The organism is Naasia aerilata, assembly GCF_030296595.1.
Lineage (GTDB): Bacteria > Actinomycetota > Actinomycetes > Actinomycetales > Microbacteriaceae > Naasia > Naasia aerilata.
The window spans coordinates 826,306-851,515 of record NZ_AP027731.1 but is presented as its reverse complement, the minus strand read 5'-3'; the positions used below and the strand labels follow the sequence as shown (position 1 = coordinate 851,515).

The following is a 25,210-nucleotide window of genomic DNA, read 5'->3' as shown; positions in this document are numbered from 1 at the left end:
TTCCTCACCGAGATTGGACCGACATGCACAAGAGAAGAAGCATCACGGCGGCGGCGGGGTTCGCCGCTGCCGCGCTCGTCCTGGCCGGCTGCGCGGGCGGGGGCGGTTCGGAAGCCGCGCCGAGCCCGGCCGCGACGACGGCCGCCGCGGGCTCGTCCGACACCGGCTGCCCGATGCCCAGCTCGATGACCACCGCGACGGTGGCGACCAACCCCGGCGCTCAGGACCTCGTGATCAAGCACGTGAAGGACGGCGGCTTCGACACGAAGTACAACCTCGACCTGCAGGTCCAGGCGTTCCAGAACCCGCCGGCCACGGCCCAGGCCATCGTCCAGAAGGCCGTGAACCTCGGCTTCGGCGGCCTCACCACCATGGTGCAGGCGCGCTCGACCGGCGCCGACGTCATCATGATCGGAGCTCTGTCCACGCCGGGCAACGGCATGTTCGTCAAGAAGGACTCGCCGATCAAGGACATCGGCGACCTCAAAGGCAAGAACGTCGGATCGTTCACCGCGCTGAACGGGGCGATCACGTCCATCATGCAGGCCTATGCGCAGAGCGCGTACGACTTCAACATGCTGAAGGACGTCAACGGCGAGGTGCACGTCGCGCCGGACGCCGCTCTGCTCGGGCTGCTCGATCAGGGCTCGCTCGACGCCGTCATCCTCGGCGTCGACGCGACCGCCGTGCAGAAGTACGAGGGCAAGTACCGGCAGATCGTCGACCTGGCCACCGACTTCCCGGACGAGTTCGGGTTCCAGGCGCTGTACCTCGGGCCGGTGACGACGGAGTCCTACGCCACTGAGCACTGCGGCGAGGTGCGCGCGTATGCGAGCGCGATCCGCGACGCCGTCCTCGACATCGAGAAGGACCCGAAGATCTGGGAGACCTACGCCGAGGCGGTGGGTCAGCCTGAGGCGGCGGCCAAGTCCTTCCAGGACCTCTACGGCGACTCGTTCGTCACCGACTGGGGCAAGGAGCAGGTCGATGGCATGAAGAAGCTCGTGTCGACCCTCACCCCCTACCTCGACCCGGCGTTCCCCAAGGAGGTCGACCCGAAGCTCTTCTCGCTCGACTATCCCGCGTTCGAGGACTGAGGCGCACGCCCGTGGTGCGCTCCGCGCTCGACCAGCAGCGGAGCGCACCGCGGCAGCCCTTGTGTAGTTAGGGTCCCTTACCTATAGTACTTAGGTGCCCTTACTTACTCGGGGCCGTACCGCAGGAAACAAGGGGACGAGGATCACATGAGCACTGACACGGCGGCGGCGGACAAGGTCGACACCGACATCCTCGAGCTCCTGCTCGCGGTGCCGGCCCGGCTCAGCCGGCTCCACAATGCGATCCTCGGATCGCTGGATCCCCGCCTGACCTTCCGGCAGTACCGCACCCTCTCGAGGATCGCGGAGGGGTTCACCTCGCTCAGCCAGCTCGCGGCGCGCGGCAACCTCACACTGCCCACCGTGTCGGAGAACGTGGACGGGCTCGTCCGCCGGGGACTGATGACCACGACACCGAGCCCGCAGGATCGCCGCGCGGTGGTCCTCGGCATCACGGATGCCGGTCGAGCGGCCGTGGCGTCGGCGGATGCCGCTCTGCAGGACTTCCTCGGCTACCTCATCGAGGAGTGCCGTCGGCCGATCGAGCGGTGACGGCGGCCACTCTGGCGCAGGTCTACGAGCGGGCGACCATCTACTTCAGCCAGCACATCGACAGCGACGCCTGAGCCCAGCCGGCCCAGAGCTCACCCCCGCGCCAACGGTGGCACGGGAATTCAAAGACGAAAGGTGGAGCGCGTGAGTACTGCAGCATTGGAAAGCGAGGTGGTGTTCGACACCGCTTCGATAGCGAGGAGCATCGCGCCCGGGTCTTCCGCGGGGTGTGGCGCCGCACGCTCTCCGTGCTCGCCCTGCTGGTGCTCTGGCAGATCGTCTCGCTCTTCATGAAGCCGACGATCCTGCCGAGCCCCATCGCGGTCTTCGCGCAGCTGGGCCAGAACCTCACGCAGCCGGAAACGTACTCCCAGCTCGGCGTGACCATGTTCCGCGTGGTCGTCGGGATGATCGCCGGCGTCGCGGTCGGCATGATCATCGGCCTGACCATGGGCCTCACCAAGATCGGCGAAGACCTGCTCGACACGTGGGTGCTCGTGCTCTTCACGATCCCCGCCCTCGTCTACGGGATCCTCTGCATCCTCTGGTTCGGCCTCAACGACACGGCCGCCATCGTCGCCATCGCGGTGGGCTCGGCGCCGCCGATCGCCATCAACATCTGGCAGGGAACGAAGGCGATCGACCGGGACCTGATCCACATGGGCAAGGCGTTCCGCTTCGGCAAGGCCACCGTCCTGCTGAAGATCGTGGTCCCGCAGCTCATCCCGTACATCCTGGCCGCGCTCCGCTACGGCCTCGGCATCGCCTGGAAGATCGTGACGATCGTGGAGCTGATCGGGCTCTCGAGCGGCGTCGGCTACATGCTCAGCTACTGGTTCGGCAACTTCAGCATGATCCAGGTGCTCGCCTGGACGCTGCTGTTCACCATCACCCTCCTCATCATCGAGTTCGCCATCCTCAAGCCGCTGGAGAACCGCCTCACCCGCTGGCGCCCGGCAGCCCAGATCCAGAGAGGGGCTGCGTGATCATGACCGAGTCCTACCTGTCCATCGATCACCTCCACAAGGAGTTCCCGAGGCGCGGCGACCGTCCGCTCAACGTTCTCGGCGACCTCGACGTGCACGTCGAGGAGGGGGCCCTGCTCTCGATCCTCGGTCCCTCCGGCTGCGGCAAGTCGACGCTGCTCAACATCATCAACGGGCTGGACGACGCGACGACCGGGGAGGTGCGGCTCGCCGGCAGGAAGGTGAGCACGAGAACACGCTCCGACGTGAAGATCGGCGTCGTCTTCCAGCAGCCCCGCCTTCTCGCGTGGCGGACCGTTCGCAACAACGTGGCCCTGCCGCTGCAGGAGATGGGTCTGCCCAAGGACGAGATCGACGATCGGGTCCGCCGGTACCTCGCCCTCGTGGGCCTCGCCGAGTTCGCCGACTACTACCCGCTCCAGCTGTCCGGCGGCATGCAGCAGCGCGTCTCCCTCGCCCGGGGCCTCGCGATCGAACCGGATCTGCTGCTCGCCGACGAGCCGTTCTCGGCGCTCGACGAGTTCTCCGCTCGCCGTCTGCGGCAGGAGTTCGTGCGGATCTGGGCCGAGACGGGGAAGACGATCCTCTTCGTCACGCACAACATCCGCGAAGCGGTGTTCCTGTCCTCACGGCTGCTCGTGATCACGGACCGCCCGGCGCGCACCTACCTTGATCTGCCCGTCACCGTTCCGCATCCGCGCAAGCCCGAGGACGATCTGCTCTTCGAGCTGGAGAAGTCGGTCACCGAGGACTTCATGCGCATGGAGGAGCAGGTCCGGCTCGAGAAGGAGATGACCAGGTGACCCTCATCGACATCGTCCGTGCGGCGGCGGGCCCCACGGCCGCCGACGACGCGGAGGAGCTCGGACTCCGGCACACGAAGCTGCGCGCCGCCATGGCGGAGAGCGGGCTGGACGCCCTGATCGCCTACGCCCCGGCCTGGCGCCGGGAGAACGTCCGCTACCTCACCGACACCTCGGTGGGCGGCGCCGGCGCGTTCGTGCTCCTGCCGCTCGACGGCGAGGCGGTCGCGTTCACCACGCGTCTCGCCGACCTCGTGCCCCTGCGGCGCCGGGGGTGGGTCCGCGGAGCCGAGCTCGTCTCGGTGGCGGACCTCCGCCCCCTGGTCGACGAGGTCCGCGCGCTGGGCGCCCAGCGGATCGGGGTCGGTCACCTCGAGCTGCTCCCCACCGTATTCGACGGCGCCCTGCGAGAGGGGCTCCCCGGAGTCGAGCTCGTGTCGGCGAGCAAGCTCTTCGATGCGGCTCGGATGGTCAAGAGCGAGTGGGAGCTGAACCGGATGCGCCAGGCCGCGAAGGTCTCGGACGCCGCGTGGCGCACCTTCGTGGAGGTCCTCGAGCCCGGCATCACCGAGTACGACATCGTCGCGGAGGTCGAGAGCGAGATCAAGCGGCTCGGGGCCGAGGACAACTTCATGCTCATCGCCTCCGGCAGGGACGAGGTGCTCGGCATGACGCCGCCCAGCCGCCGGCTCCTCCAGGAGGGCGACCTCGTCCGCACCGAGCTCACTCCGCAGACCGGGGGTACTGGCTGCAGATCTGTCGCTCCGCCGTTGTGGGCGAGCCTTCCCCGGAGCAGCGTCGATCGGCCGAGCTCTTCCTCGAGGCGGCCGAGGCGGGAGTGGCCGTCGTGAAGCCCGGAGTCACCGCCCACGAGATCGCGGTCGCCGAGAACGACGTGTTCCGCAAGTACGGGCTGGGGGAGTACTGCTCGGATCAGTGGACGCGCGTGCGCGGCCACGGCGTCGGGCTGCACCTCGACGAGGTCCCCATCATCGAGGGGAACCACACGGTCTTCCCCGAGGGCGCGACCTTCATCATCCACCCCAACACCTACACGCCGATCGCGGGCTACCACGTGTTCGGCGACCAGGTCGTGGTCACCGCGACGGGGAGCGAGCGGCTCGTCTCCACCGAGCGCCGGCTGTTCTCCTCCGACGAAGGGAGCCGCTCGTGAAGCGCGGTCTGGTGGTGCTCGACCCGGCGGAGATCGCCGAGTCGGAATGGGCGGACAGGATCGCGACGGTCCAGCAGCGGCTGAAGGCCGAGGGCGTGGACGTCGGCATCGTCTACAACGACGTGTCGCGGGGAGACGACATCGGCTACCTCACGAACCTCGTCATCTACTGGAACGAGGGCGTGCTCGCGATCCCCGCCGAGGGCGAGGCGACCCTGCTCACCAAGCTGTCGAAGCGGGTCTTCTCCTGGATGCAGCGCACGTCGATGCTCGAGGATCTCCGCAGCGGCCCGTCGTTCGGCAAGCTCGTCGCGTCCTACGTCGCGGGCCGGCCTGCCGGCACGATCGGCGTCATCGATGCGGCACTCTGGCCGGCTGCGGTCGTCGCCGAGATCGAGGCCGCCGTTCCCGACTGGACGGTCAAGCCGCTCGGCTCCCTCGTGCGCGACGTCCGCGCTCAGCCTTCGGAGGCCGAGGTCGCGCTGCTCCGCGCCGGCGTCGCCGCCCTCCGCGCGGCGCTCGCCGATGCCACGGTGGCGGGACTCAGCATGCGCGAACGCCTTGCCGCGGTCGACCGGGTCACCCGGCACGCGGGCTTCGCCGACGCACTCGTCCGGGGAGCCGAGGACGGCGGCCACGTCACGATGGAGGTGGCCGGCGAGTACCGGCACGGCTGGCTGCTCGCCGGCCGGACGTTCGGCGACGAGCCGTGGCTGCCTCTGCTCGCGGACGCTCAGCGCGCCGCCTTCGTGGAGGTCCGGGCCGGCGCCGCGTTCTCCGCGGCCGAGGCGGCGGCGACCATCGCCCTGCAAGCACTGCCCGAGGGGTCCGTCACCTCGATCCGCTGGATCAACCAGGCCGACTTCGCCACGGGCGGCGAGCTGCAGCCGGTGGCCGACGCTCCCGCGGCGGGCGAAGTGGGTGCGGTCGTGATCGAGGTCATCGATGTCGCCGGGGTCCGCAGCGTCCTCACCGACACGGTCCTCGTCACGGCAGAGGGTGCAGATCCGCTGACCGCCGCCCGATCCACCGACTCAAGCGACCAGGAGAACAACGGAATATGAGAGTCCTCTCGAATGCGGACGTCGAGCAGCTGCTGAGCGCCCAGGACGTCATCGACGTGCTGGAGGTCGCGTATCGCGAGCTGGCCGAGAACCGCGGGCACAACCGCCCGCGCAACCACACCTACTTCCCGGTGGAGGACGAGCGGTACCCGGGCTTCCGGTTCCGCTTCAAGTCCCAGGAGGGCGGCAACATCTCGAGCGGCGTCTGGGGCACCCGGATCACGTCCGACATGGTCGGGGTCGAGACTCTGCCGACAGGGGAGAAGCGCCGTCGCCTGCTGCCCGTGGCGCCGGGCGGCCGGTACGTCGGCCTCGTCACCCTGTTCAGCCTCACCGAGCTCGCGCCGCTTGCGATCATCCACGACTCGGTGATCCAGAAGTACCGCGTGGGCGCGACGACGGCTCTCGGCATCCGCGAGATGAGCAACCCGGACGTCACGGTGGCCGGGATGTTCGGCGCCGGCTGGCAGGCGGCCGCGCACCTCGAGACGCTGCTCCTGGTCCGCCCGGGGATCGAGGAGATCCGGGTGTTCAGCCCCACCAAGGAGCGCCGGGAGGCGTTCGCCGCGGAGTGGAGCGACAGGACGGGCAAGCGCGTTCTCGCGGTCGACCACCCGAAGGACGCGGTGGAAGGCTGCCGCATCATCACGGCGGCGACGGCGGCGATGGATCCCGTCTTCGAGGGCGAGTGGATCGAACCGGGCACGCACGTCAGCTGCATCACGAGCCCGGACGGCACCGCCACGCGGCGCGAGCTCGACGACACGACGTTCGATCGTGCGGATCGGATCGTCGTCTTCTCGCGGGAGCAGGTCCACCACGACAGCCAGTTCGACATCCTCGGTCCCGTGGAGCGCGGGCTCAAGCAGTGGGACGACATCCAGGAGCTGGGGCAGATCCTGGTCGACCCCGCTCCGGCACGCAAGAACCGCGACGACATCACGATCTTCGCCAACAACACGGGAATGGGCATCCAGTTCGCAGCCGTCGGAGCTCGGATCCTCGAGCTCGCCGAGGAGCGCGACCTCGGGCACGTCATCCCCACGGACTGGTTCACGGAGGACACCACACCATGAGCACCACACTCAACGAGAGGCTCGGCGGCCGGAGCATCGTCTTCGGCGACGACGTCAACACCGACGTCATCATCCCGGGCCGGTACCTGATCAGCATCGATCCTGTCGAGCTCGGCTCGCACGCCTTCGAGCCGCTGGGCCCGGACGTGCAGGCCAAGCTGGCCCAGAGCCCGGTCGTCGTGGGCGGCCGCAACTTCGGGTGCGGCAGCGCGCGCGAGCAGGCGGCCACCTGCCTCATCGGGGTCGGGGTGAAGGCCGTCGTCGCACGCTCCTACTCCAGGGTGTTCTTCCGCAACGCCATCAACACCGGCCTGGTCGCCGTCGAGTGCCCCGCGGCGGTCGACGCGATCCAGGAGGGCGACGACGTCTGGGTCGACTACGCGGCGGGACTCGTGACCGTCGGCGACCAGTCGTACCCCTTCGCGCCCTTCCCGCCGGTGCTCCAGGAGATCCTCGAGGCCGGCGGACTGATCGAGCACCTCATGAAGAAGTTCGCTAAGGAGAAGAACTGATGGGCAAGACTTTCGCCGTCAAGGCGCTGGAGCGCGCATCGGGCGTGACCGGCCTGGTTCCGGGGCAGATCGTGGACGCCTATCCGGCGCTCTACATGAGCCACACGGCGACCTGGCGCTGCATCAAGACGTGGGAGCGCATGGGAGAGCCCGAGCTCTTCGACAAGGACCGGATCGCCATGGTCATGGACCACATCTCGCCGGCGCAGACCTCGAAGATCGCGGGCGATCACCGCCTCTCGCGGGAGTTCCGGGACAAGATGGGCATCAAGCACTTCTTCGACGTCAACGCCGGCATCGCCCACGTCGTGCTCATGGAGCACGGGCTGGTCAAGCCGGGCGACCTCATCATCGGCACCGACTCGCACTCGACCATCTACGGCGCCCTCGGCGCCCTCGGCACCGGGGTCGGCTTCAGCGAGATCACCGCGGCCTGGGTCACCGGGAAGCTCTGGATGAAGGTTCCCCAGTCGATGAAGGTCATCGTGCAGGGGCCGCTGCCGGAAGGTGTCTACCCCAAGGACGTCATGCTCAAGCTCATCGGCGACCTCACCGCCGACGGAGCGACCTACTACTCGGTCGAGTTCCACGGATCCTGGGTGGAGTCGCTCTCCACGTCGGAGCGGATGACGCTCTGCAACCTCGCGATGGAGGCCGGGGCGAAGAACGCCTTCGTTCCGCCGGACGCCGAGACCATGCGCTACCTGGCCGAGCACGGCGTCGACCTCGACACCGTGGAGCCGCTGGTCTCCGACCCTGACGCGGTCTTCGACCGGGTGATCGAGCTCGACGGCACCGCCCTCGAGCCGCAGATCGCGGTTCCGCACAACGTCGACAACGTCGTCCCGATCAGCCAGGTCGTGGGCACCAAGGTCGACCAGGTGTTCATCGGATCGTGCGCCAATGCGAAGTACGACGACCTCGCGATCGCGGCCCGCTACCTCAAGGGCAACCGGATCGCGGACGGCGTCCGTCTCGTCGTCACGCCGGCCTCGGCGGACATCATGGCGAAGGCCGCCGCGGACGGGATCGTCACGACGCTCATCCAGGCCGGCGCGCTGATCACGAACCCCGGGTGCGGTGCGTGCGCGGGCAGCGGCGGCGCGATGGCCGACGGAGAGGTCACGCTCTCGACGGCCAACCGGAACTTCCGCGGGCGGATGGGCAGCTACGAGTCGAGCATCTACCTGTCGAGTCCTGCGGTCGCGGCGGCCTCCGCCATCACGGGAGTCATCACCGATCCGAGCCGCGTGCTCGCGCCGGTCTGAGGGGCGGCCGGAATTGAATCTCGTCGAGAAGATCCTGGCGCGCGCGAGCGGCCAGGAGTCGGTGAAGGCCGGTGACGTCGTGGTCGCGAACGTCGACCGCCTCGTCATGCACGATCTGAGCGCGTACCTCACCGGCAAGGTGTACGACGAGCGGATCGGCAAGGACCTGCCATACCCCGACCGGGTGGTGACCGTCTTCGACCACCACTTCTCGCCACCGACGGAGCAGCAGGCCGACGTCCTCAACCGGAACCGCGCCTGGACGAAGAAGCGGGGAACCCAGCTGTTCGACTGCGGCAGCGGCAACATCCACAACGTGCTCATGCAGAACGGGCTCGCGCTGCCCGGGCAAATCGTCGTCGGCTCGGACAGCCACACCCCCGTGCACGGCGCGGTCGGCGCCTTCGCCGTCGCACTGGGGAACGACTCGCACGCCGGCACGGTCATGCCGTTCGGCAAGGCGTGGTTCCGCGTCCCGGAGCTCATCCAGATCGAGCTCACGGGGGAGCTGCAGCCCGGCACCACGCCCCGCGATGTCGCGCTCTGGCTGGTCGGCCAGCTCGGCGAGGGGTCGGTCATCTACAAGGCGCTCGAGTTCACGGGTCCCTTCATCACCTCGCTGGGGATCTGGGACCGCTGGCTCTTCCCGGTGCTCTGCGTCGACCTCGGCGCGAAGTGCGGCTACGTGGAGCCGGACGACGTGACGCGCGAGTTCATCGAGGCGCTGCCGGGCGGAAGGCTCGACCTCCTGCTCAACGGCGACGGTGACCCCGTCGAGGACGTGCGGCGCTTCGACGTCGGCGTGGTGCCGCCCACGGTCGCCGCGCCGCCCACCGTCGGGAATGTGCATCCCGTCGACGAGCTGGTCGGCACCCCGCTCCAGTGGGCGGAGCTCGGCGGCCACGGCGGCGGGCGGCTCGAGGACTTCCTGCTCGCGGCCCGGGTGCTCCGCGGACGCAGGATCCACCCCGACGTGAAGCTCAATCTCGTGCCCGGCAGCCGCGAGGTGTTCCGCCAGGCCCTGGAGCTCGGGCTCGTCGCGGACCTGCACGAGGCCGGCGGCACCTGGTTCCCGCCGAGCACCGGCTCCAATCAGACGGCGAACATGGGCGCCATGTCGGAGGGGAGGCGATGATCTCGACCCACTCGCGCAACTTCCCCGGCCGGAACGGCAGCACGAAGGCATCCATGTACCTCGCCTCCGCGCTGACCGTCGCCGCCTCCGCTCTCGAGGGCGCGATCGCCGATCCCCGCCCCTACGCCGACAAGGAGGCCTGAGATGGGCGAGCTGGTTCCCCGCTACGAGGGGCGCTGTTGGAAGTTCCCTGCCAACATCCCCACCGACGCCCTCGTCAAATCGCGCTACGTGTTCGATCCGATGGACGAGATCGTCAAGCACGTGCTCGAGGACTACAACCCGCGCTTCCCGCTGGAGGTGCAGCCCGGGGACATCGTCGTGGCCGGGCACCACTTCGGGCAGTCGTCGGGGCGGGCGATCGCGGCGAAGGCCCTCAAGGCGACCGGCATCGGCTGCGTCGTCTCGAACGCCTTCTCGCGCACCTTCTTCCGCAACTGCTTCGAGATCGGCCTGCCGTCGCTGGAGATCCCCGACGCCACGGACATCGTCGAGGACGGCGACCACCTGGTGGTCGACATCGCGCAGGGCTTCTTCCGCAACGAGACGTCCGGAGTGGAGCGCCACGTGGCGCCGGCGTCGCCGTTCCTCCTCCGGATGCTCGCGGCCGGCGGCCTGATCAACCTGACGCAGAGCGACCCCGACTGGGCGTCGACCGCGAACACCTGATCCGCTTCGGCAACGCGGCGAGAACGCACGACTCGAGAAGGAGTTTGCATGAGTGAGCAGCCGGAGCGGCCTGCGCGCGCGGAGGCCGACGCTCCCGAGCAGTCGGCGCCGTCCGACCCGATCGGGCGCACGCGGAAGCATCTGGAGACGGTCGAGGTCGACACCATCGACGGGCAGTTCTTCATGCCGGGGGAGGTCGCGGACGAGGCCCACGCCGAGCGGCACGTCCTCATCCTCGACACGACGGGCGCCCCTGTGGCGCAGTCCCCGTCGCCCGAGGACACCGGCGATTCGGTGGGACTCGAGCCGGTCGTGGTGGACACCATCGACGGGCAGTTCGTGGTCCCCGCTCAGGCCGAGGAGGGATTCAGCGACCACCCGCACGTGGACTACCTGGACAGCACGGGAGCTCCTGTGGCCGACGAGGACGACGCGGAGCGCAACGGCTTCCCCCACGCCTGACGGCGCCGCCTGCCTGTCGCCCGCCGAGCGCGCCCCGTGCCGACGAGCGCGCCCCGTACACGGCCCGCGCTCGTCGTTGCGGCCCGCGCTCGGCGGAGAGGCCGGAGCCGCGCCCCCGCGCGACACGCCCGGGTTGCAGGGTGTGGAGGGGTATGGCAAACTCTTCTAGTTCCACATTCCAGGCCGCTGTGCGAGGCGCGCGGCCCGGATCACTGCCAGGCAGTGCATAGCTTCCCTCAGGGATCAGGGCTAGGCCGCGGGCAGGAGAACAGCACTCCCGCCGCCGTGTGCGGCCCCGGATGTGCAAGCCACCACCACCTGAAACTGCCGTGCGCGTCCGCGTGCGCGCGGAACCGGGTGCGAACGGCTCATTGACAGAAGAACAGTGCTGCGAGTCCTCCTGTGTGCCGCGAGAGCGGAGCGCAGGGCCCATCGGATCGGAAGATCCGGACGAGCGGCGTCGTGACCCAGGTCATGAACGAGCGACAGCGCGGACCAGCAGGTTTCGCGAAGCAACGAAAGAGAGCGAGTGACAGATGGCCGGACAGAAGATCCGCATCCGACTCAAGTCGTATGACCACGAGGTCATCGACACCTCGGCGCGCAAGATCGTCGACACCGTGACCCGTGCGGGCGCCAGCGTCGTCGGACCGGTCCCGCTGCCCACGGAGAAGAACGTGGTCGTCGTGATCCGCTCGCCGCACAAGTACAAGGACAGCCGCGAGCACTTCGAGATGCGCACCCACAAGCGTCTCATCGACATCATCGACCCGACGCCGAAGGCGGTCGACTCGCTCATGCGCCTCGACCTCCCCGCCGACGTCAACATCGAGATCAAGCTCTGACCAAGAGCGAAGCACTGAGGAATCGCATGACTACCGCCACCAGGACTTTCAAGGGTCTGCTCGGCACGAAGCTCGGGATGACCCAGGTCTGGAACGACCAGGGCAAGCTCGTGCCCGTCACCGTGATCCAGATCACCCCGAACGTCGTGACCCAGATCCGCACGCCCGACGTCGACGGCTACGCCGCCGTCCAGATCGCGTACGGCCAGATCGACCCCCGCAAGGCGAACAAGCCGGCTTCCGGCCACTTCGACAAGGCGGGCGTCACGCCCCGCCGCCACCTCACCGAGGTCCGCACCGCTGACGCCGCCGAGTACACGCTCGGCCAGGAGATCGCGGTCGACGTGTTCGAGGCCGGCGCGAAGGTCGACGTCGTCGGCACCAGCAAGGGCAAGGGCTTCGCGGGCGTCATGAAGCGGCACAACTTCAAGGGCGTCTCGGCGTCCCACGGTTCGCACCGCAACCACCGCAAGCCGGGCTCCATCGGCGCCTCCTCCACCCCCAGCCGCGTCTTCAAGGGGATGCGCATGGCGGGCCGGATGGGCGGCGACCGCACCACCGTGCTGAACCTCCAGGTCCAGGCCGTCGACGCCGAGAAGGGTCTGCTGCTCGTCAAGGGCGCCGTCCCCGGTGCGCGCGGCCGCCTCGTCTTCGTCCGCAACGCTGTGAAGGGAGCCTGAGCATCATGGCTTCGCTCGACATCCAGACCGCCGGCGGCACCACGGCCGGCACGGTCGACCTGCCCGCCGAGATCTTCGACGTGCAGACCAACGTGCCGCTGCTTCACCAGGTGGTCGTCGCCCAGCTCGCCGCCGCCCGTCAGGGCACGCACAAGGCGAAGAACCGCGGCGAGGTCTCCGGCTCCGGCGTCAAGCCCTTCAAGCAGAAGGGCACCGGCCGCGCCCGTCAGGGCTCCGTCCGCATGCCGCAGCACCGCGGCGGTGGCGTCGTCCACGGTCCCGTGCCCCGCGACTACTCGCAGCGCACCCCAAGAAGATGATCGCCGCGGCGCTCCTCGGCGCCCTGTCGGACCGCGCCCGCGGTGGCCGGCTCCAGGTCGTCGACGCCCTCGCCGCCGGTGAGAGCCCCTCGACGAAGGCCGCGGCCGAGCTGCTCGCCCGCGTCGCCCCCGGCAAGAACGTCCTCGTGGTCCTCGACCGCGCGGACGAGACCGCCTGGAAGAGCGTGCGCAACCTCAAGTCGCTGCACGTCCTCACCTGGGACCAGTTGAACGCGTACGACGTGCTCGTCTCCGACGACATCGTCTTCACGCAGTCCGCCTTCGAGGCCTTCGTGGCCGCGAAGACCAAGAACACCGCGGAGGTGACCGCGTGAGCGGCTACAACAAGGACCCGCGCGACGTCATCATCGCGCCCGTCGTCTCCGAGAAGAGCTACGGCCTGATCGATGAGGGCAAGTACACCTTCATCGTCGACCCCCGCTCGAACAAGACCGAGATCAAGCTCGCCATCGAGAAGATCTTCCGCGTCGAGGTCGCCTCGGTGAACACGCTCAACCGTTCGGGCAAGACCCGCCGGACCAAGTTCGGCATCGGCAAGCGCAAGGACATCAAGCGCGCCATCGTCACGCTCAAGTCGGGCACCATCGACATCTTCACGGCTGTCGGCTAGGCCCGGGAGGAACTCAGAATGGCTATTCGCAAGTACAAGCCGACCACGCCGGGTCGCCGCGGCTCGTCCGTCGCCGACTTCGTCGAGATCACCCGCACCACGCCTGAGAAGTCGCTGCTCCGCCCGATCTCGAAGACCGGCGGCCGCAACAACCAGGGACGCATCACCACGCGTCACATCGGTGGCGGCCACAAGCGCCAGTACCGCGTCATCGACTTCCGTCGCAACGACAAGGACGGCGTCAACGCCAAGGTCGCGGAGATCGAGTACGACCCGAACCGCACCGCGCGCATCGCGCTGCTGCACTTCGTGGACGGCACGAAGCGCTACATCATCGCGCCGGACAAGCTCAAGCAGGGCGACATCGTCGAGTCGGGGCCGTCCGCGGACATCAAGCCCGGCAACAACCTGCCGCTGCGCAACATCCCGGTCGGCACCGTAATCCACGCGATCGAGCTCCGCCCGGGCGGCGGCGCCAAGATGGCCCGCTCCGCCGGCGCCAGCGTCCGCCTCGTGGCGAAGGACGGGCCGTACGCCCAGCTCCGCCTCCCGAGCGGCGAGATCCGCAACGTGGACGCCCGCTGCCGCGCCACCATCGGCGAGGTCGGCAACGCCGAGCAGTCGAACATCAACTGGGGCAAGGCCGGCCGCATGCGCTGGAAGGGCGTCCGCCCGACCGTCCGCGGTGTCGCGATGAACCCGATCGACCACCCGCACGGTGGTGGTGAGGGCAAGACCTCCGGTGGTCGCCACCCGGTCAGCCCGTGGGGTCAGGCCGAGGGTCGCACCCGGCACCCGAACAAGGAGAGCGACAAGCTCATCGTTCGTCGTCGCAACGTCGGCAAGAAGCGCTAGTAGGAGAAGGACATGCCTCGCAGTCTCAAGAAGGGCCCCTTCGTCGACGACCACCTGCTCCGCAAGGTCCAGGTCGCGAACGAAGGCGGCAGCAAGAACGTGATCAAGACCTGGTCGCGCCGCTCGATGATCATCCCGGCCATGCTCGGCCACACGATCGCCGTGCACGACGGCCGCAAGCACATCCCCGTCTTCGTGACGGAGACCATGGTCGGGCACAAGCTCGGCGAGTTCGCCCCCACCCGCACCTTCCGTGGACACGAGAAGGACGACAAGAAGGGGCGTCGCCGCTAGTCGCGGCGGCGAAGGAGGAGAAGAAATGGTGGAGTCGATCGCCCGCGTGCGACACATCCGCGTCACCCCCAGAAGGCTCGTCGTGTCGTCGACCTCGTCCGGGGCAAGAAGGCCACTGAGGCCCTCGCGATCCTGAAGTTCGCGCCGCAGAGCGCCAGCGAGCCCGTGTACAAGCTGGTCGCCTCCGCGATCGCGAACGCACGGGTCAAGGCCGACGCCGAGAACACCTACCTCGACGAGCAGGACCTCGTGATCTCGAAGGCGTTCGTCGACGAGGGCACGACGCTCAAGCGCATGCAGCCGCGAGCACAGGGCCGCGCGTTCCAGATCCTGAAGCGCACCAGCCACATCACCGTGGTGCTGGCCACTCCGGACGTCGCGCAGACGACCCGCGGCAGCGCGTCCAAGAACACCGCGAAGGCGAGCAAGTAATGGGACAGAAAGTCAATCCGTACGGTTTCCGTCTCGGGATCACCACCGACCACGTGTCGCGCTGGTTCTCGGACAGCACCAAGCGCGGCCAGCAGTACAGCGACTACGTCGCCGAGGACATCAAGATCCGGTCGATGCTGAAGACGTCGCTGGACCGTGCCGGCGTCGCCCGCATCGAGATCGAGCGCACCCGTGACCGCGTCCGCGTGGACATCCACACGGCGCGCCCCGGCATCGTCATCGGCCGCCGCGGCGCCGAGGCCGAGCGCATCCGCGCCGACCTCGAGAAGCTGACCGGCAAGCAGATCCAGCTGAACATCCTCGAGGTCAAGAACCCCGAGGCCGAGGCCCAGCTCGTCGCGCAGGGCATCGCCGAGCAGCTCTCCGCACGTGTGGCGTTCCGCCGCGCGATGCGCAAGGGCCTGCAGGGCGCTCAGCGCGCCGGCGCCAAGGGCGTCCGCGTGCAGGTCTCCGGCCGCCTCGGCGGTGCGGAGATGAGCCGCAGCGAGTTCTACCGCGAGGGTCGCGTCCCGCTGCACACGCTCCGCGCCAACATCGACTACGGCTTCTACGAGGCCAAGACGACGTTCGGCCGCATCGGCGTGAAGGTGTGGATCTACAAGGGCGACATCACCAACAAGGAGCTGGCGCGCGAGCAGGCGAGCCAGCGGTCGCAGCGTCCGGACCGCCGGGACGACCGCCGTGACGGCGGACCCCGCGGTGGCCGCGGACCCAGGAGCGACGCCGGTGCGCCGGCCGCAGAAGGAGCGAGCGCGTAATCATGCTGATTCCCCGCAAGGTCAAGTTCCGCAAGCAGCACCACCCGGGTCGCAGTGGCCAGGCCACCGGCGGCACGAAGGTCAGCTTCGGCGAGTTCGGCATCCAGGCCCTCACCCCCGCGTACGTGACCAACCGTCAGATCGAGTCCGCTCGTATCGCCATGACGCGTCACATCAAGCGCGGCGGCAAGGTGTGGATCAACGTCTACCCCGACCGTCCGCTCACGAAGAAGCCCGCCGAGACCCGCATGGGTTCCGGAAAGGGCTCGCCGGAGTGGTGGGTCGCGAACATCAAGCCCGGCCGCGTCCTCTTCGAGGTCGCCGGCGTCAACGAGGAACTCGCTCGTGAGGCGCTGACCCGGGCCATCCACAAGCTGCCCCTCAAGGCACGCATCATCAAGCGCGAGGAGGGCGACGCGTAATGGCGATCGGTACCAAGGAGCTCGCCCCCACCGAGCTCGACACCTTCGAGAACGAGCGTCTCGTCGAGGAGCTCAAGAAGGCCAAGGAGGAGCTGTTCAACCTGCGCTTCCAGTCGGCGACGGGGCAGCTCGAGAGCCATGGCCGCATCCGTGCGGTCAAGCGGGACATCTCCCGCATCTACACCGTGATCCGCGAGCGTGAGCTCGGCATCCGCGCCACCCCGGCGCCTGTCGAGGTCGCGGCCAAGCCGGAGAAGAAGACCCGCAGCCGCAAGGCGGACGCGGCCGAGGCTCCCGCCGAGGCCGAGGCGCCTGCCGCGGTGAGCACTGAGGAGACGAAGTAATGGCGAAAGTCGAGACCCAGGCCACTGGCCACGAGTCCGCAGCCAATGACGCGAAGGTCCTGGGCGACCGCGGTGACCGCAAGGTCCGCCGCGGCTACGTGGTGAGCGACAAGATGGAGAAGACCATCGTCGTCGAGGTCGAGGACCGCGTGAAGCACCCGCTGTACGGCAAGGTCATCCGCCGCACCTCGAAGGTGAAGGCGCACGACGAGCAGGGCACCGCCGGCGTCGGCGACCTCGTCGTCATCAGCGAGACCCGTCCGCTGTCCGCCACGAAGCGCTGGCGCCTCGTCGAGATCCTGGAGAAGGCCAAGTGATTCAGCAGGAATCGCGGCTCAAGGTCGCCGACAACACGGGCGCCAAGGAGCTGCTGACCATCCGCGTGCTGGGCGGCTCCGGCCGCCGGTACGCCGGTCTCGGCGATGTCATCGTCGCGACCGTCAAGGACGCCATCCCCGGCGGCAACGTCAAGAAGGGTGATGTCGTCAAGGCCGTCATCGTGCGCACCGTCAAGGAGACGCGGCGCCAGGACGGCTCGTACATCAAGTTCGACGAGAACGCCGCCGTCATCCTCAAGAACGACGGCGACCCCCGCGGCACCCGCATCTTCGGCCCGGTGGGCCGTGAGCTTCGCGACAAGAAGTTCATGAAGATCGTGTCGCTCGCACCGGAGGTGATCTGAGAAATGGCCAAGATCAAGAAGGGCGATCTCGTCCAGGTGATCACCGGCGCCGCGCAGGCGCGCGGCGGCGACCGCGGCAAGCAGGGCCGCGTGATCGAGGTCCTCGTCGAGCAGAACCGCGTGGTCGTCGAGGGCATCAACTTCGTGACCAAGCACGTGCGCGTCGGCCAGACGCAGCGCGGCAGCAAGACGGGCGGCATCGAGACTCACGAGGCCCCCATCCACATCTCCAATGTGGCGCTCGTCGACCCCGAGACCAAGAAGCCGACCCGCGTCGGCCACCGGGTCGATCAGGTGACGAAGGACGGCGTGACCAAGTCCGTCCGCGTGCGCTACGCCAAGAAGTCAGGCAAGGACCTCTGATCATGACCGATACCGCTACTGCCGCGACGGCTGTCAAGGTGCAGCCTCGCCTCAAGCAGAAGTACCGCAGCGAGATCATCCCGCAGCTCACGGAGCAGTTCGGCTTCACGAACGTGCACCAGGTGCCGGGCCTCGTGAAGGTGGTCGTCAACACGGGCGTCGGCGACGCCGCCCGCGACGGCAAGATCATCGACGGTGCGGTCGCCGACCTCACCAAGATCACCGGCCAGAAGCCGCAGGTCACCAAGGCCCGGAAGTCCATCGCCCAGTTCAAGCTGCGCGAGGGTCAGCCGATCGGCGCCCACGTGACGCTGCGCGGCGACCGGGCCTGGGAGTTCCTGGACCGCCTGATCAACCTGGCGCTGCCCCGCATCCGCGACTTCCGCGGCCTGTCGGACACGCAGTTCGACGGCAACGGCAACTACACCTTCGGTCTCACGGAGCAGAGCGTGTTCCACGAGATCGACCAGGACCGCATCGACCGGGTCCGCGGCTTCGACATCACCGTCGTGACCACCGCCAAGACGGACGACGAGGGCCGGGCTCTGCTCCGCTCCCTCGGCTTCCCGTTCCGCACGGCCGAGAGTGCCTGATCCCAGCATCCGGCTGACTCGGAAGCAGTACCCGCACCACCCGCTCAACTGAACAAAGATCTGTGATCCGGGAATGCCGGGGCCGCGAACCGGCTTCGGCTACTGGGATCACAACCACCACAGGTCGTCCACCGTGCAGTGCAACAGCCACGACGGTGTCCGAAACCTGGTGAACAAAGGAAACGCATCACATGACCATGACCGATCCGGTCGCCGACCTCCTCACGAGGCTGCGCAACGCGAACTCGGCATTCCACGAGACGGTGACCCTGCCGCATTCGAAGCTCAAGGGCCACATCGCCGACATCCTGAAGGCGGAGGGCTACATCGCCGACTGGCGCGTCGAGGACGCCCGCGTCGGCCAGACCCTCGTGCTCGACCTCAAGTACGGCCCCAACCGCGAGCGGAGCATCGCCGGCATCAAGCGCGTCTCGAAGCCCGGCCTCCGCGTCTACGCCAAGTCGAACGAGATCCCCAAGGTCCTCGGCGGCCTCGGCGTCGCGATCCTGTCCACCTCGTCGGGCCTCCTCACGGACCGCCAGGCGCACAAGAAGGGCGTGGGTGGGGAAGTCCTCGCCTACGTGTGGTGACCCCAGATGTCGCGAATCGGAAGACTTCCCATCGAGATCCCTTCGGGGGTCGACGTCACGGTCGACGGCAGCGCCGTCACCGTCAAGGGGCCGAAGGGTGAGCTGAACCTCACCGTCGCCCGCCCGATCGAGGTTGCCGTCCAGGACGGCCAGGTGCTCGTCACCCGGCCCGACGACGAGCGCGAGTCGCGCTCGCTGCACGGACTCACGCGCACCCTCCTCGCCAACAACATCCAGGGCGTCACCCAGGGCTACACCAAGAGCCTCGAGGTCGTCGGCACCGGCTACCGAGTGACCGCTCGGGGCAGCGACATCGAGTTCGCGCTCGGCTTCAGCCACCCCGTCCTCGTGTCGCCCCCGCCGGCATCAGCTTCCAGGTCGAGGGCAACAACCGCCTCACGGTGTCCGGCATCGACAAGCAGGCCGTCGGTGAGGTCGCCGCGAACATCCGCAAGATCCGCAAGCCGGAGCCCTACAAGGGCAAGGGTGTCCGCTACGCGGGCGAGGCCGTTCGCCGCAAGACCGGAAAGTCAGGTAGGTAATCATGGCCACCGTCATTCGTGGCAAGAGCAAGTCGGCTGCGCGCATCCGTCGCCACAGCCGCCTGCGCAAGAAGATCGAGGGCACGGCTGTCCGGCCGCGCCTCGTCGTGACCCGCTCCGCGCGGCACGTCTTCGTCCAGGTCGTCGACGACGCCAAGGGTCACACCCTCGCGTCGGCGTCCACCATGGAGACCGACCTCCGCGGGTTCGAGGGCGACAAGACCGCCAAGGCACGCAAGGTCGGCGAGCTCGTCGCCGAGCGCGCCAAGCAGGCGGGCATTGACGCGGTCGTCTTCGACCGCGGAGGAAACAAGTACGCGGGCCGCATCGCGGCCATCGCGGATGGAGCTCGGGAAGGCGGGCTGAGCCTGTGAGCGATGTGACCAGCACCACGACGACTACGCCGGAGACGACCAGCGAGGCGCTGGTGGAGACCTCTGCAGGCTCCGCCCCTCGACGGACACCCGCAACGAGCCGCGCGAGCAGCGCAGGGGCAGCCGTGAGCGCAGCCCCCGCAACGACCGCGGCGGACGCGACGGCGGCCGGGACAGCCAGTTCCTCGAGCGCGTCGTCACCATCAACCGCGTCTCCAAGGTCGTGAAGGGCGGTCGTCGCTTCAGCTTCACCGCTCTCGTGATCGTGGGCGACGGCAACGGCCTGGTGGGCGTCGGCTACGGCAAGGCCCGCGAGGTCCCGACCGCCATCAGCAAGGGTGTCGAGGAGGCGAAGAAGAACTTCTTCCGCGTCCCCCGCATCGCGAGCACCATCCCGCACCCCGTGCAGGGTGAGGCCGCTGCCGGCGTCGTCCTCCTCCGCCCCGCTGCCGCCGGTACCGGCGTCATCGCGGGCGGCCCGGTCCGCGCCGTCCTCGAGTGCGCCGGCATCCACGACGTCCTCTCGAAGTCGCTCGGGTCGAGCAACACGATCAACATCGTGCACGCGACCGTCGAGGCCCTGAAGAGCCTCGAGGAGCCGGCCGCCGTCGCGGCCCGCCGTGGCCTCGAGATCGACCAGGTCGTCCCCACCCGCATGCAGCGCGCCGACGCCGAGGCTGTCGCGCACGCCGCCGAGGCGAAGGCAGGTGCCTGATGGCCACGCTGAAGGTGACCCAGATCAAGTCCAAGGTGAGTGAGAAGCAGAACCAGCGCGACACGCTGCGTTCGCTCGGCCTCAAGCGGATCGGCGACAGCGTCGAGCGCGAGGACACCGAGCAGAACCGCGGCTACGTCCGCGCGGTCGCTCACCTCGTGAAGGTTGAGGAGATCGACTGATGGCCGACGAAGCCAAGAACGAGACGGTGGCGGCCGAGGCCGCCCCAAGAAGACGCGTGCCGCGAAGCCGGCCGCCGAGGCAGCGACGACCGCCGCGGCTCCTGCTCGCACCACCTCGTCCCGCACGACCAAGGCCGCAGGCGCCGACAAGGCCACCGCCGAGGCGGCCCCGGCCGCCACGCGCGACCGCGTCCTGAAGGTGCACCACCTCCGTCCCGCGGAGGGCAGCCGCAAGGACCGCACCCGCGTCGGACGCGGTGAGGGCTCGAAGGGCAAGACGGCCGGCCGCGGCACCAAGGGCTCCAAGGCCCGGTACCAGGTCAAGGCCGGCTTCGAGGGCGGCCAGATGCCGCTGCACATGCGCACCCCGAAGCTGCGCGGGTTCAAGAACCCGTTCCGCGTCGAGTACCAGGTCGTGAATCTGGACAAGCTGGCCGAGCTCTACCCCCAGGGCGGCGATGTGACCATCGCCGATCTGGTGGCCAAGGGCGCCGTTCGCAAGAACGAGAAGGTCAAGGTGCTGGGTACCGGTGACATTGCGGTTAAGCTGAGCGTTGCTGTCGACAAGGTCTCCGGCTCTGCCGAGCAGAAGATCGTCGCCGCCGGCGGTTCCGTACAGTAGCCCGCGCGGAGCTGCAGCTCCTGAAGCACTAGGCGTCGACGTGGCCGGGGAACACCCCCGGCCACGTCCTGTATCCCCCAACGAAAGCAGGCAAGTCAGCGTGTTCCGAGCAATAGGGCGGATCTTCCGCACGCCCGACCTGCGCCGAAAGCTTCTCTTCACGCTCGGCATCGTGGCCCTCTTCCGGCTGGGGTCGTTCATCCCCGCGCCGTTCGTGGACTTCGCGAACGTGCAGCAGTGTCTCGCGCAGAACCAGAACACCTCGGGCCTCTACGAGCTCGTCAACCTGTTCAGCGGCGGCGCGCTGCTGCAGCTGTCGATCTTCGCGCTCGGGATCATGCCGTACATCACGGCGTCGATCATCACGCAGCTGCTGCGCGTGGTCATCCCGCACTTCGAAGCCCTCTACAAGGAGGGCCAGGCCGGCCAGGCCAAGCTGACGCAGTACACGCGCTACCTCACCATCGCGCTCGGCGTCCTGCAGTCCACGACGCTGATCACCGTCGCCCGGAGCGGCGCGCTGTTCCCGCAGAACAGCGACCCCGCCTGCACGCAGCTGATCACGAACGACGCCTGGTACGCGATCCTGCTCATGGTCATCACCATGACCGCAGGCACGGGCCTCATCATGTGGCTCGGTGAGCTCATCACCGAGCGCGGCATCGGCAACGGCATGTCCCTGCTGATCTTCACGTCCATCGCGGCGCGCTTCCCCGACTCCTCGGCGCGATCGCGCAGTCGCAGGGCATCGAGGTGCTGCTGCTCGTCATCGCGATCGGCCTCGTCATCGTGGGCCTCGTCGTCTTCGTCGAGCAGAGCCAGCGTCGGATCCCGGTCCAGTACGCGAAGCGCATGGTCGGCCGGCGCACCTACGGCGGCAACAACACGTACATCCCGATCAAGGTGAACATGGCGGGCGTCGTGCCGGTCATCTTCGCGTCGTCGCTGCTGTACCTGCCCGCCCTCGTCGCCCAGTTCAACCAGCCGGCCGCGGGCCAGACGCCGCAGCCGTGGGTCGTCTGGATCCAGAACTACCTGACCAAGGGCGACCACCCGCTCTACATGCTCCTGTACTTCCTGCTCATCGTCGGGTTCACCTACTTCTACGTGGCGATCACCTTCAACCCGGAGGAGGTCGCGGACAACATGAAGAAGTACGGCGGCTTCATCCCGGGCATCCGCGCGGGCCGCCCGACGGCCGAGTACCTCGACTACGTCCTCACCCGGGTGACGCTGCCGGGCTCGATCTACCTCGGTCTGATCGCGCTCGTGCCGCTGATCGCGTTCGTGCTGGTCGGAGCGAACACGAACTTCCCGTTCGGTGGCGCCTCGATCCTCATCATCGTCGGCGTGGGGCTCGAGACGGTGAAGCAGATCGACTCGCAGCTCCAGCAGCGGCACTACGAAGGACTGCTTCGGTGACGCGTCTGCTGCTCATCGGTCCGCCGGGCGCAGGCAAGGGGACCCAGGCGGCACGGCTGTCCGAGCGGCTGGCGATCCCGGCCGTCTCGACGGGGGACATCTTCCGCGACAACGTCCGCGGCGGCACCGAGCTCGGCGTCCTCGCCAAGTCCTTCATGGACCGCGGCGAGTACGTGCCCGACTCGGTCACCAACGACCTGGTGATGGACCGCCTGGAGGCTGCCGACGCGGACTCCGGATTCCTCCTCGACGGCTACCCGCGCACGACCGACCAGGTCCGGGAGCTCGACGAGTTCCTCGCCCAGCGCGGCGAGAGCCTCGACGCCGTGGTCCAGCTCACCGCCGACACGGACGAGACGGTGTCCCGTCTCCTCCGCAGGGCGAAGGACCAGGGGCGCAGCGACGACACCGAAGAGGTCATCCGTCACCGGCTCGACGTGTACGCCGCCCAGACTGCGCCGCTCATCGACGTCTACGCGGACCGCGGCCTCGTGATCCGCGTCGACGGTCTCGGCTCGATGGACGAGGTCACCGACCGCATCGTCGACGCCCTCGAGCGTCGCGGCATCGGCGCCGCCGCCCTCTGAGCCGATCCTCCGCTGATTGAGGAGCCTGCGAAGCGGGCGTCTCGAAATCCGGCGACGAACCCCCAGAGCCCGGCCGGGCGTGGCTGAGTCCTGAGACATGGTCACCGGATTTCGAGACGCTCCCTTCGGTCGCTCCTCAATCAGTGAGATTCAACTGTCGATGAGCAGCGCGAGCTGCTCGAGGAACGACGGGAAGTCGGTCGAGTCGCGCAGGAGCCGCTGCACGTCCGAGCGCTCCGCGAACACCTCGACGAACTGCTCGAACACGGTCTGGAATGCGGCGCGTCCCTCGGCGCTGAACGCGACCAGCGCCACGACGTTGACCCGGCCGTCGCCCCACTCCAGAGGGGAGTCGAAGACCGCGAGCCCGATGGCGGTGCGCGCGGCGCTCATCGCCATCGAGTGCGGCACGGCGAGGCTCTCGGTGAACGCGGTCGACGACAGCCGCTCCCGCTCGAGCACCCCCTCGAGGTAGCGCTCGTCGAGGATGCCCAGCCCGATCATCCGCTCGCCCAGCAGGCGGATGACGGCGTCCGCGTCGGCCGCGTCCGGATTGCGCAGGTAGAGCCGCTCGTCGAGATAGAGGCGCAGCTCGTTCCGGATGCGCGCGCGACGGCGGTGCCGTCGGACCCGCGAGACGGCGGCCCGGATCGCCTCGCCGTCCGCGGCGCTGGGGAACGGGCTCACGACGACCACGTTCTCCGGGCGGGGAACCACCGGCAGCGTCGTGATGACGAGATCCGTGCCGTGGCCCTCGAGCGGCGCGTCGGTGCGCCCGACCACGTCGACCACGCGCAGATCCGGTCCCGCGGCCGCCTCCACCCGGTCGCGGAGCACCGCGCCCATGTCGTGGTAGCCGGGCAGCACGAGCGTCGCCGTCACGTCGTCAGCCGGACGCGCATGGCGCTCGAGGTGCGAGCCCACGTGCAGAGCGATGAACGCGATCTCGTCGTCGTTGACGGTGATGCGGAACTCGCGCTGGATCTCGCTCGCGAGATACACCGCCAGCTCGTAGGTGAGGGGGTAGGACGTCTTGATGGAGCGGGCGAGCGGATTGCGGGTCAGGGACCCGGCCCGCGAGCGGGCGACCAGGTTCCGCACGTGCAGGGCGAGCCGCAGCAGGAAGTCCTCGTCGTCGAGGTCGATGAGGTACTCCCGCTCGGCTCCCTCGATCAGTCGGCGGAGGACGGCGACGTCGTCGGCGACCTCCGCGGAGGCCAGCACCTCCTCCTCCGGCCGTCGGGTGCCGACCCGTGTGGTCAGCAGGAGGGCGAGGGAAGCGAGCTCGCCGGGTGGCAGGGAGGTGGCGAAGTGCCGCTCCACGATCGTGGCCAGCGCCGTCTCGAGGTCGCCGTCCACCACGCCCTCGCCCGCGGGCGGCATCCGGCGGCGGGAGCGCTCGACGGCGATGGCCGTGTGCACGAGGACCCCGTCGAGCCCGAGCTCGTTGACGGTGTAGCCGGCGGCGCTCAGCAGCTCGATCACGTCGGTCTTGAAGGCGCTGAGGTCGCCGACCGCGAACGCCTCCTGCACCTGGCCGAGGTCGAACATCCCGCGGGCCGTCTCCTCCCGGAAGATGCGGCTGATGAGCCGGCGCAGGCCCTCGTCGCGGCCCTCGAGGCGGAGGGTGTCACCGGAGCGGACCAGCTCGACGCCGCTGTCCCGCGCGAGCGTGCGCACCCGCCGGAGATCGGACTCGAGGGTCGTCTCCGACACGAAGAGCGCGGAGGCGAGCTCCGAGGCGCTGAGCCCCTCCGGCGCCTGCGCCAGGCGCGCGCCGAGGAAGGCCACGCGCTCCCGGGGTGTGCCGGGAGTGCCGGCCGCCCGCGGGGACCCGGCCGCATACTTCGCATACGCCTCGCGGTTGAGGCGGTAGCCGCTCGTCGACGAGGTGATGACGTCGAGCGGACCGGCCGCCGCCTTGATCGCGGTCACGTAGCTGCGCACCGTGCGCGTGCTCACTCCGAGGCGCTCGGCGAGCTCACTGGCCGCGACCCACCCCTCTGCGCGAGCGAGGTGCTCGAGCAGCTGAGGCGTCTTGTCCGGCATCCCTTCACTCAACCACGGATCAGTGCTCGTCTTCCGGGGGTGCGGAAGAAGATCCGCTGGTGAGCCCCGCCCGCCCCGCGGCACACTGA

The 25,210-nt window shown here is 68.7% G+C and carries 30 protein-coding genes and 6 pseudogenes; 35 read left to right on the top strand and 1 reads right to left on the bottom strand.

Annotated elements, in window-relative coordinates; genetic code table 11:
• Nucleotides 1-23 precede the first annotated feature (23 nt).
• From QUE51_RS04650 to QUE51_RS04475, 35 genes and pseudogenes are all read left to right on the top strand, one after another.
• Nucleotides 24-1,097: an ABC transporter substrate-binding protein gene (locus QUE51_RS04650; protein ID WP_286278446.1), complete on the top strand. Its 1,074-nt coding sequence runs from the start codon at nt 24-26 to the stop codon at nt 1,095-1,097.
• 147 nt (nt 1,098-1,244) lie between these two features.
• Nucleotides 1,245-1,649 (top strand): MarR family winged helix-turn-helix transcriptional regulator, encoded by a 405-nt coding sequence (locus tag QUE51_RS04645; protein WP_286278445.1) that lies wholly within the window; start codon nt 1,245-1,247, stop codon nt 1,647-1,649.
• A gap of 248 nt (nt 1,650-1,897) precedes the next feature.
• Complete coding sequence (locus QUE51_RS04640) at nt 1,898-2,635, top strand: ABC transporter permease (RefSeq protein ID WP_286278444.1); 738 nt, start codon at nt 1,898-1,900, stop codon at nt 2,633-2,635.
• Between the two features lie 2 nt (nt 2,636-2,637).
• Nucleotides 2,638-3,438, top strand: coding sequence for an ABC transporter ATP-binding protein (locus QUE51_RS04635; protein WP_286279257.1), 801 nt, complete (start codon nt 2,638-2,640; stop codon nt 3,436-3,438).
• A pseudogene (locus tag QUE51_RS04630) lies at nt 3,435-4,612 on the top strand (M24 family metallopeptidase). The gene QUE51_RS04635 and the pseudogene QUE51_RS04630 overlap by 4 nt, the downstream one beginning before the upstream one ends.
• The gene (locus QUE51_RS04620; RefSeq protein WP_286278441.1) at nt 4,609-5,676 is read left to right on the top strand and encodes an aminopeptidase P family N-terminal domain-containing protein; all 1,068 of its coding nucleotides are present in this window, start codon (nt 4,609-4,611) and stop codon (nt 5,674-5,676) included. The pseudogene QUE51_RS04630 and the gene QUE51_RS04620 overlap by 4 nt, the downstream one beginning before the upstream one ends.
• On the top strand, nt 5,673-6,752 hold the full coding sequence (locus tag QUE51_RS04615; RefSeq protein ID WP_286278440.1) for an ornithine cyclodeaminase family protein: 1,080 nt from the start codon (nt 5,673-5,675) through the stop codon (nt 6,750-6,752). The genes QUE51_RS04620 and QUE51_RS04615 overlap by 4 nt, the downstream gene beginning before the upstream one ends.
• Nucleotides 6,749-7,264 (top strand): LeuD/DmdB family oxidoreductase small subunit, encoded by a 516-nt coding sequence (locus tag QUE51_RS04610; RefSeq protein WP_286278439.1) that lies wholly within the window; start codon nt 6,749-6,751, stop codon nt 7,262-7,264. The genes QUE51_RS04615 and QUE51_RS04610 overlap by 4 nt, the downstream gene beginning before the upstream one ends.
• On the top strand, nt 7,264-8,532 hold the full coding sequence (locus tag QUE51_RS04605; RefSeq protein WP_286278438.1) for a 3-isopropylmalate dehydratase large subunit: 1,269 nt from the start codon (nt 7,264-7,266) through the stop codon (nt 8,530-8,532). The genes QUE51_RS04610 and QUE51_RS04605 overlap by 1 nt, the downstream gene beginning before the upstream one ends.
• Before the next feature lie 13 nt (nt 8,533-8,545).
• On the top strand, nt 8,546-9,667 hold the full coding sequence (locus QUE51_RS04600) for an aconitase family protein (protein ID WP_286278437.1): 1,122 nt from the start codon (nt 8,546-8,548) through the stop codon (nt 9,665-9,667).
• The gene (locus QUE51_RS04595; RefSeq protein WP_286278436.1) at nt 9,664-9,810 is read left to right on the top strand and encodes a hypothetical protein; all 147 of its coding nucleotides are present in this window, start codon (nt 9,664-9,666) and stop codon (nt 9,808-9,810) included. The genes QUE51_RS04600 and QUE51_RS04595 overlap by 4 nt, the downstream gene beginning before the upstream one ends.
• Before the next feature lies 1 nt (nt 9,811).
• Nucleotides 9,812-10,336, top strand: a complete 525-nt coding sequence (locus QUE51_RS04590; protein WP_286278435.1) for a LeuD/DmdB family oxidoreductase small subunit — start codon at nt 9,812-9,814, stop codon at nt 10,334-10,336.
• A gap of 48 nt (nt 10,337-10,384) precedes the next feature.
• Nucleotides 10,385-10,798, top strand: coding sequence for a hypothetical protein (locus tag QUE51_RS04585; RefSeq protein ID WP_286278434.1), 414 nt, complete (start codon nt 10,385-10,387; stop codon nt 10,796-10,798).
• A gap of 536 nt (nt 10,799-11,334) precedes the next feature.
• A complete protein-coding gene (rpsJ, locus tag QUE51_RS04580; protein WP_210479779.1) occupies nt 11,335-11,643 on the top strand; it encodes a 30S ribosomal protein S10 in 309 nt (102 codons plus the stop codon).
• Nucleotides 11,644-11,669: 26 nt separating this feature from the next.
• Nucleotides 11,670-12,323 (top strand): 50S ribosomal protein L3, encoded by a 654-nt coding sequence (gene rplC / locus QUE51_RS04575; protein ID WP_286278433.1) that lies wholly within the window; start codon nt 11,670-11,672, stop codon nt 12,321-12,323.
• Between the two features lie 5 nt (nt 12,324-12,328).
• Nucleotides 12,329-12,978 (top strand): annotated as a pseudogene (gene rplD, locus QUE51_RS04570) (50S ribosomal protein L4).
• Nucleotides 12,975-13,274 (top strand): 50S ribosomal protein L23, encoded by a 300-nt coding sequence (rplW, locus tag QUE51_RS04565; RefSeq protein WP_286278432.1) that lies wholly within the window; start codon nt 12,975-12,977, stop codon nt 13,272-13,274. The pseudogene rplD and the gene rplW overlap by 4 nt, the downstream one beginning before the upstream one ends.
• A gap of 18 nt (nt 13,275-13,292) precedes the next feature.
• The gene (rplB, locus tag QUE51_RS04560; RefSeq protein ID WP_286278431.1) at nt 13,293-14,129 is read left to right on the top strand and encodes a 50S ribosomal protein L2; all 837 of its coding nucleotides are present in this window, start codon (nt 13,293-13,295) and stop codon (nt 14,127-14,129) included.
• A 12-nt stretch (nt 14,130-14,141) separates the two neighbouring features.
• Nucleotides 14,142-14,423: a 30S ribosomal protein S19 gene (gene rpsS, locus QUE51_RS04555; RefSeq protein WP_286278430.1), complete on the top strand. Its 282-nt coding sequence runs from the start codon at nt 14,142-14,144 to the stop codon at nt 14,421-14,423.
• A 25-nt stretch (nt 14,424-14,448) separates the two neighbouring features.
• Nucleotides 14,449-14,855: pseudogene (rplV, locus tag QUE51_RS04550) on the top strand (50S ribosomal protein L22).
• Nucleotides 14,855-15,634, top strand: a complete 780-nt coding sequence (gene rpsC, locus QUE51_RS04545) for a 30S ribosomal protein S3 (RefSeq protein ID WP_286278429.1) — start codon at nt 14,855-14,857, stop codon at nt 15,632-15,634. Before rplV ends, rpsC begins: the two are co-directional and overlap by 1 nt.
• 2 nt (nt 15,635-15,636) lie before the next feature.
• On the top strand, nt 15,637-16,056 hold the full coding sequence (gene rplP / locus QUE51_RS04540; RefSeq protein WP_286278428.1) for a 50S ribosomal protein L16: 420 nt from the start codon (nt 15,637-15,639) through the stop codon (nt 16,054-16,056).
• Nucleotides 16,056-16,400, top strand: a complete 345-nt coding sequence (rpmC, locus tag QUE51_RS04535; protein ID WP_286278427.1) for a 50S ribosomal protein L29 — start codon at nt 16,056-16,058, stop codon at nt 16,398-16,400. The genes rplP and rpmC overlap by 1 nt, the downstream gene beginning before the upstream one ends.
• Entirely contained in the window at nt 16,400-16,717 is a 318-nt protein-coding gene (rpsQ, locus tag QUE51_RS04530) for a 30S ribosomal protein S17 (protein ID WP_286278426.1), read from the top strand. Before rpmC ends, rpsQ begins: the two co-directional genes overlap by 1 nt.
• The gene (gene rplN, locus QUE51_RS04525; RefSeq protein ID WP_286278425.1) at nt 16,714-17,082 is read left to right on the top strand and encodes a 50S ribosomal protein L14; all 369 of its coding nucleotides are present in this window, start codon (nt 16,714-16,716) and stop codon (nt 17,080-17,082) included. The genes rpsQ and rplN overlap by 4 nt, the downstream gene beginning before the upstream one ends.
• Nucleotides 17,083-17,085: 3 nt before the next feature.
• Nucleotides 17,086-17,445: a 50S ribosomal protein L24 gene (rplX, locus tag QUE51_RS04520; protein WP_286278424.1), complete on the top strand. Its 360-nt coding sequence runs from the start codon at nt 17,086-17,088 to the stop codon at nt 17,443-17,445.
• A 2-nt stretch (nt 17,446-17,447) separates the two neighbouring features.
• Nucleotides 17,448-18,038 carry a 50S ribosomal protein L5 gene (rplE, locus tag QUE51_RS04515; RefSeq protein ID WP_286278423.1) on the top strand — a complete coding sequence of 197 codons (591 nt, stop codon included), beginning with the start codon at nt 17,448-17,450 and terminating at the stop codon, nt 18,036-18,038.
• Nucleotides 18,039-18,229: 191 nt separating this feature from the next.
• Nucleotides 18,230-18,628 (top strand): 30S ribosomal protein S8, encoded by a 399-nt coding sequence (gene rpsH, locus QUE51_RS04510; protein ID WP_286278422.1) that lies wholly within the window; start codon nt 18,230-18,232, stop codon nt 18,626-18,628.
• Between the two features lie 6 nt (nt 18,629-18,634).
• Nucleotides 18,635-19,170, top strand: a pseudogene (gene rplF, locus QUE51_RS04505) (50S ribosomal protein L6).
• A gap of 2 nt (nt 19,171-19,172) precedes the next feature.
• Nucleotides 19,173-19,544 (top strand): 50S ribosomal protein L18, encoded by a 372-nt coding sequence (gene rplR, locus QUE51_RS04500; RefSeq protein WP_286278421.1) that lies wholly within the window; start codon nt 19,173-19,175, stop codon nt 19,542-19,544.
• 79 nt (nt 19,545-19,623) lie between these two features.
• Nucleotides 19,624-20,259 (top strand): annotated as a pseudogene (rpsE, locus tag QUE51_RS04495) (30S ribosomal protein S5); the annotation flags it as partial.
• Nucleotides 20,259-20,441: a 50S ribosomal protein L30 gene (gene rpmD, locus QUE51_RS04490; protein WP_286278420.1), complete on the top strand. Its 183-nt coding sequence runs from the start codon at nt 20,259-20,261 to the stop codon at nt 20,439-20,441. The pseudogene rpsE and the gene rpmD, both read left to right, overlap by 1 nt.
• A complete protein-coding gene (gene rplO, locus QUE51_RS04485; RefSeq protein ID WP_286278419.1) occupies nt 20,425-21,063 on the top strand; it encodes a 50S ribosomal protein L15 in 639 nt (212 codons plus the stop codon). Before rpmD ends, rplO begins: the two co-directional genes overlap by 17 nt.
• A gap of 100 nt (nt 21,064-21,163) precedes the next feature.
• Nucleotides 21,164-22,485 (top strand): annotated as a pseudogene (secY, locus tag QUE51_RS04480) (preprotein translocase subunit SecY).
• Nucleotides 22,482-23,072, top strand: coding sequence for an adenylate kinase (locus tag QUE51_RS04475; RefSeq protein WP_286278418.1), 591 nt, complete (start codon nt 22,482-22,484; stop codon nt 23,070-23,072). Before secY ends, QUE51_RS04475 begins: the two are co-directional and overlap by 4 nt.
• Nucleotides 23,073-23,222: 150 nt before the next feature.
• Here QUE51_RS04475 and QUE51_RS04470 read toward each other — a convergent pair whose 3' ends face one another.
• Nucleotides 23,223-25,121 (bottom strand): BglG family transcription antiterminator, encoded by a 1,899-nt coding sequence (locus tag QUE51_RS04470; protein WP_286278417.1) that lies wholly within the window; start codon nt 25,119-25,121, stop codon nt 23,223-23,225.
• Nucleotides 25,122-25,210: the final 89 nt, after the last annotated feature.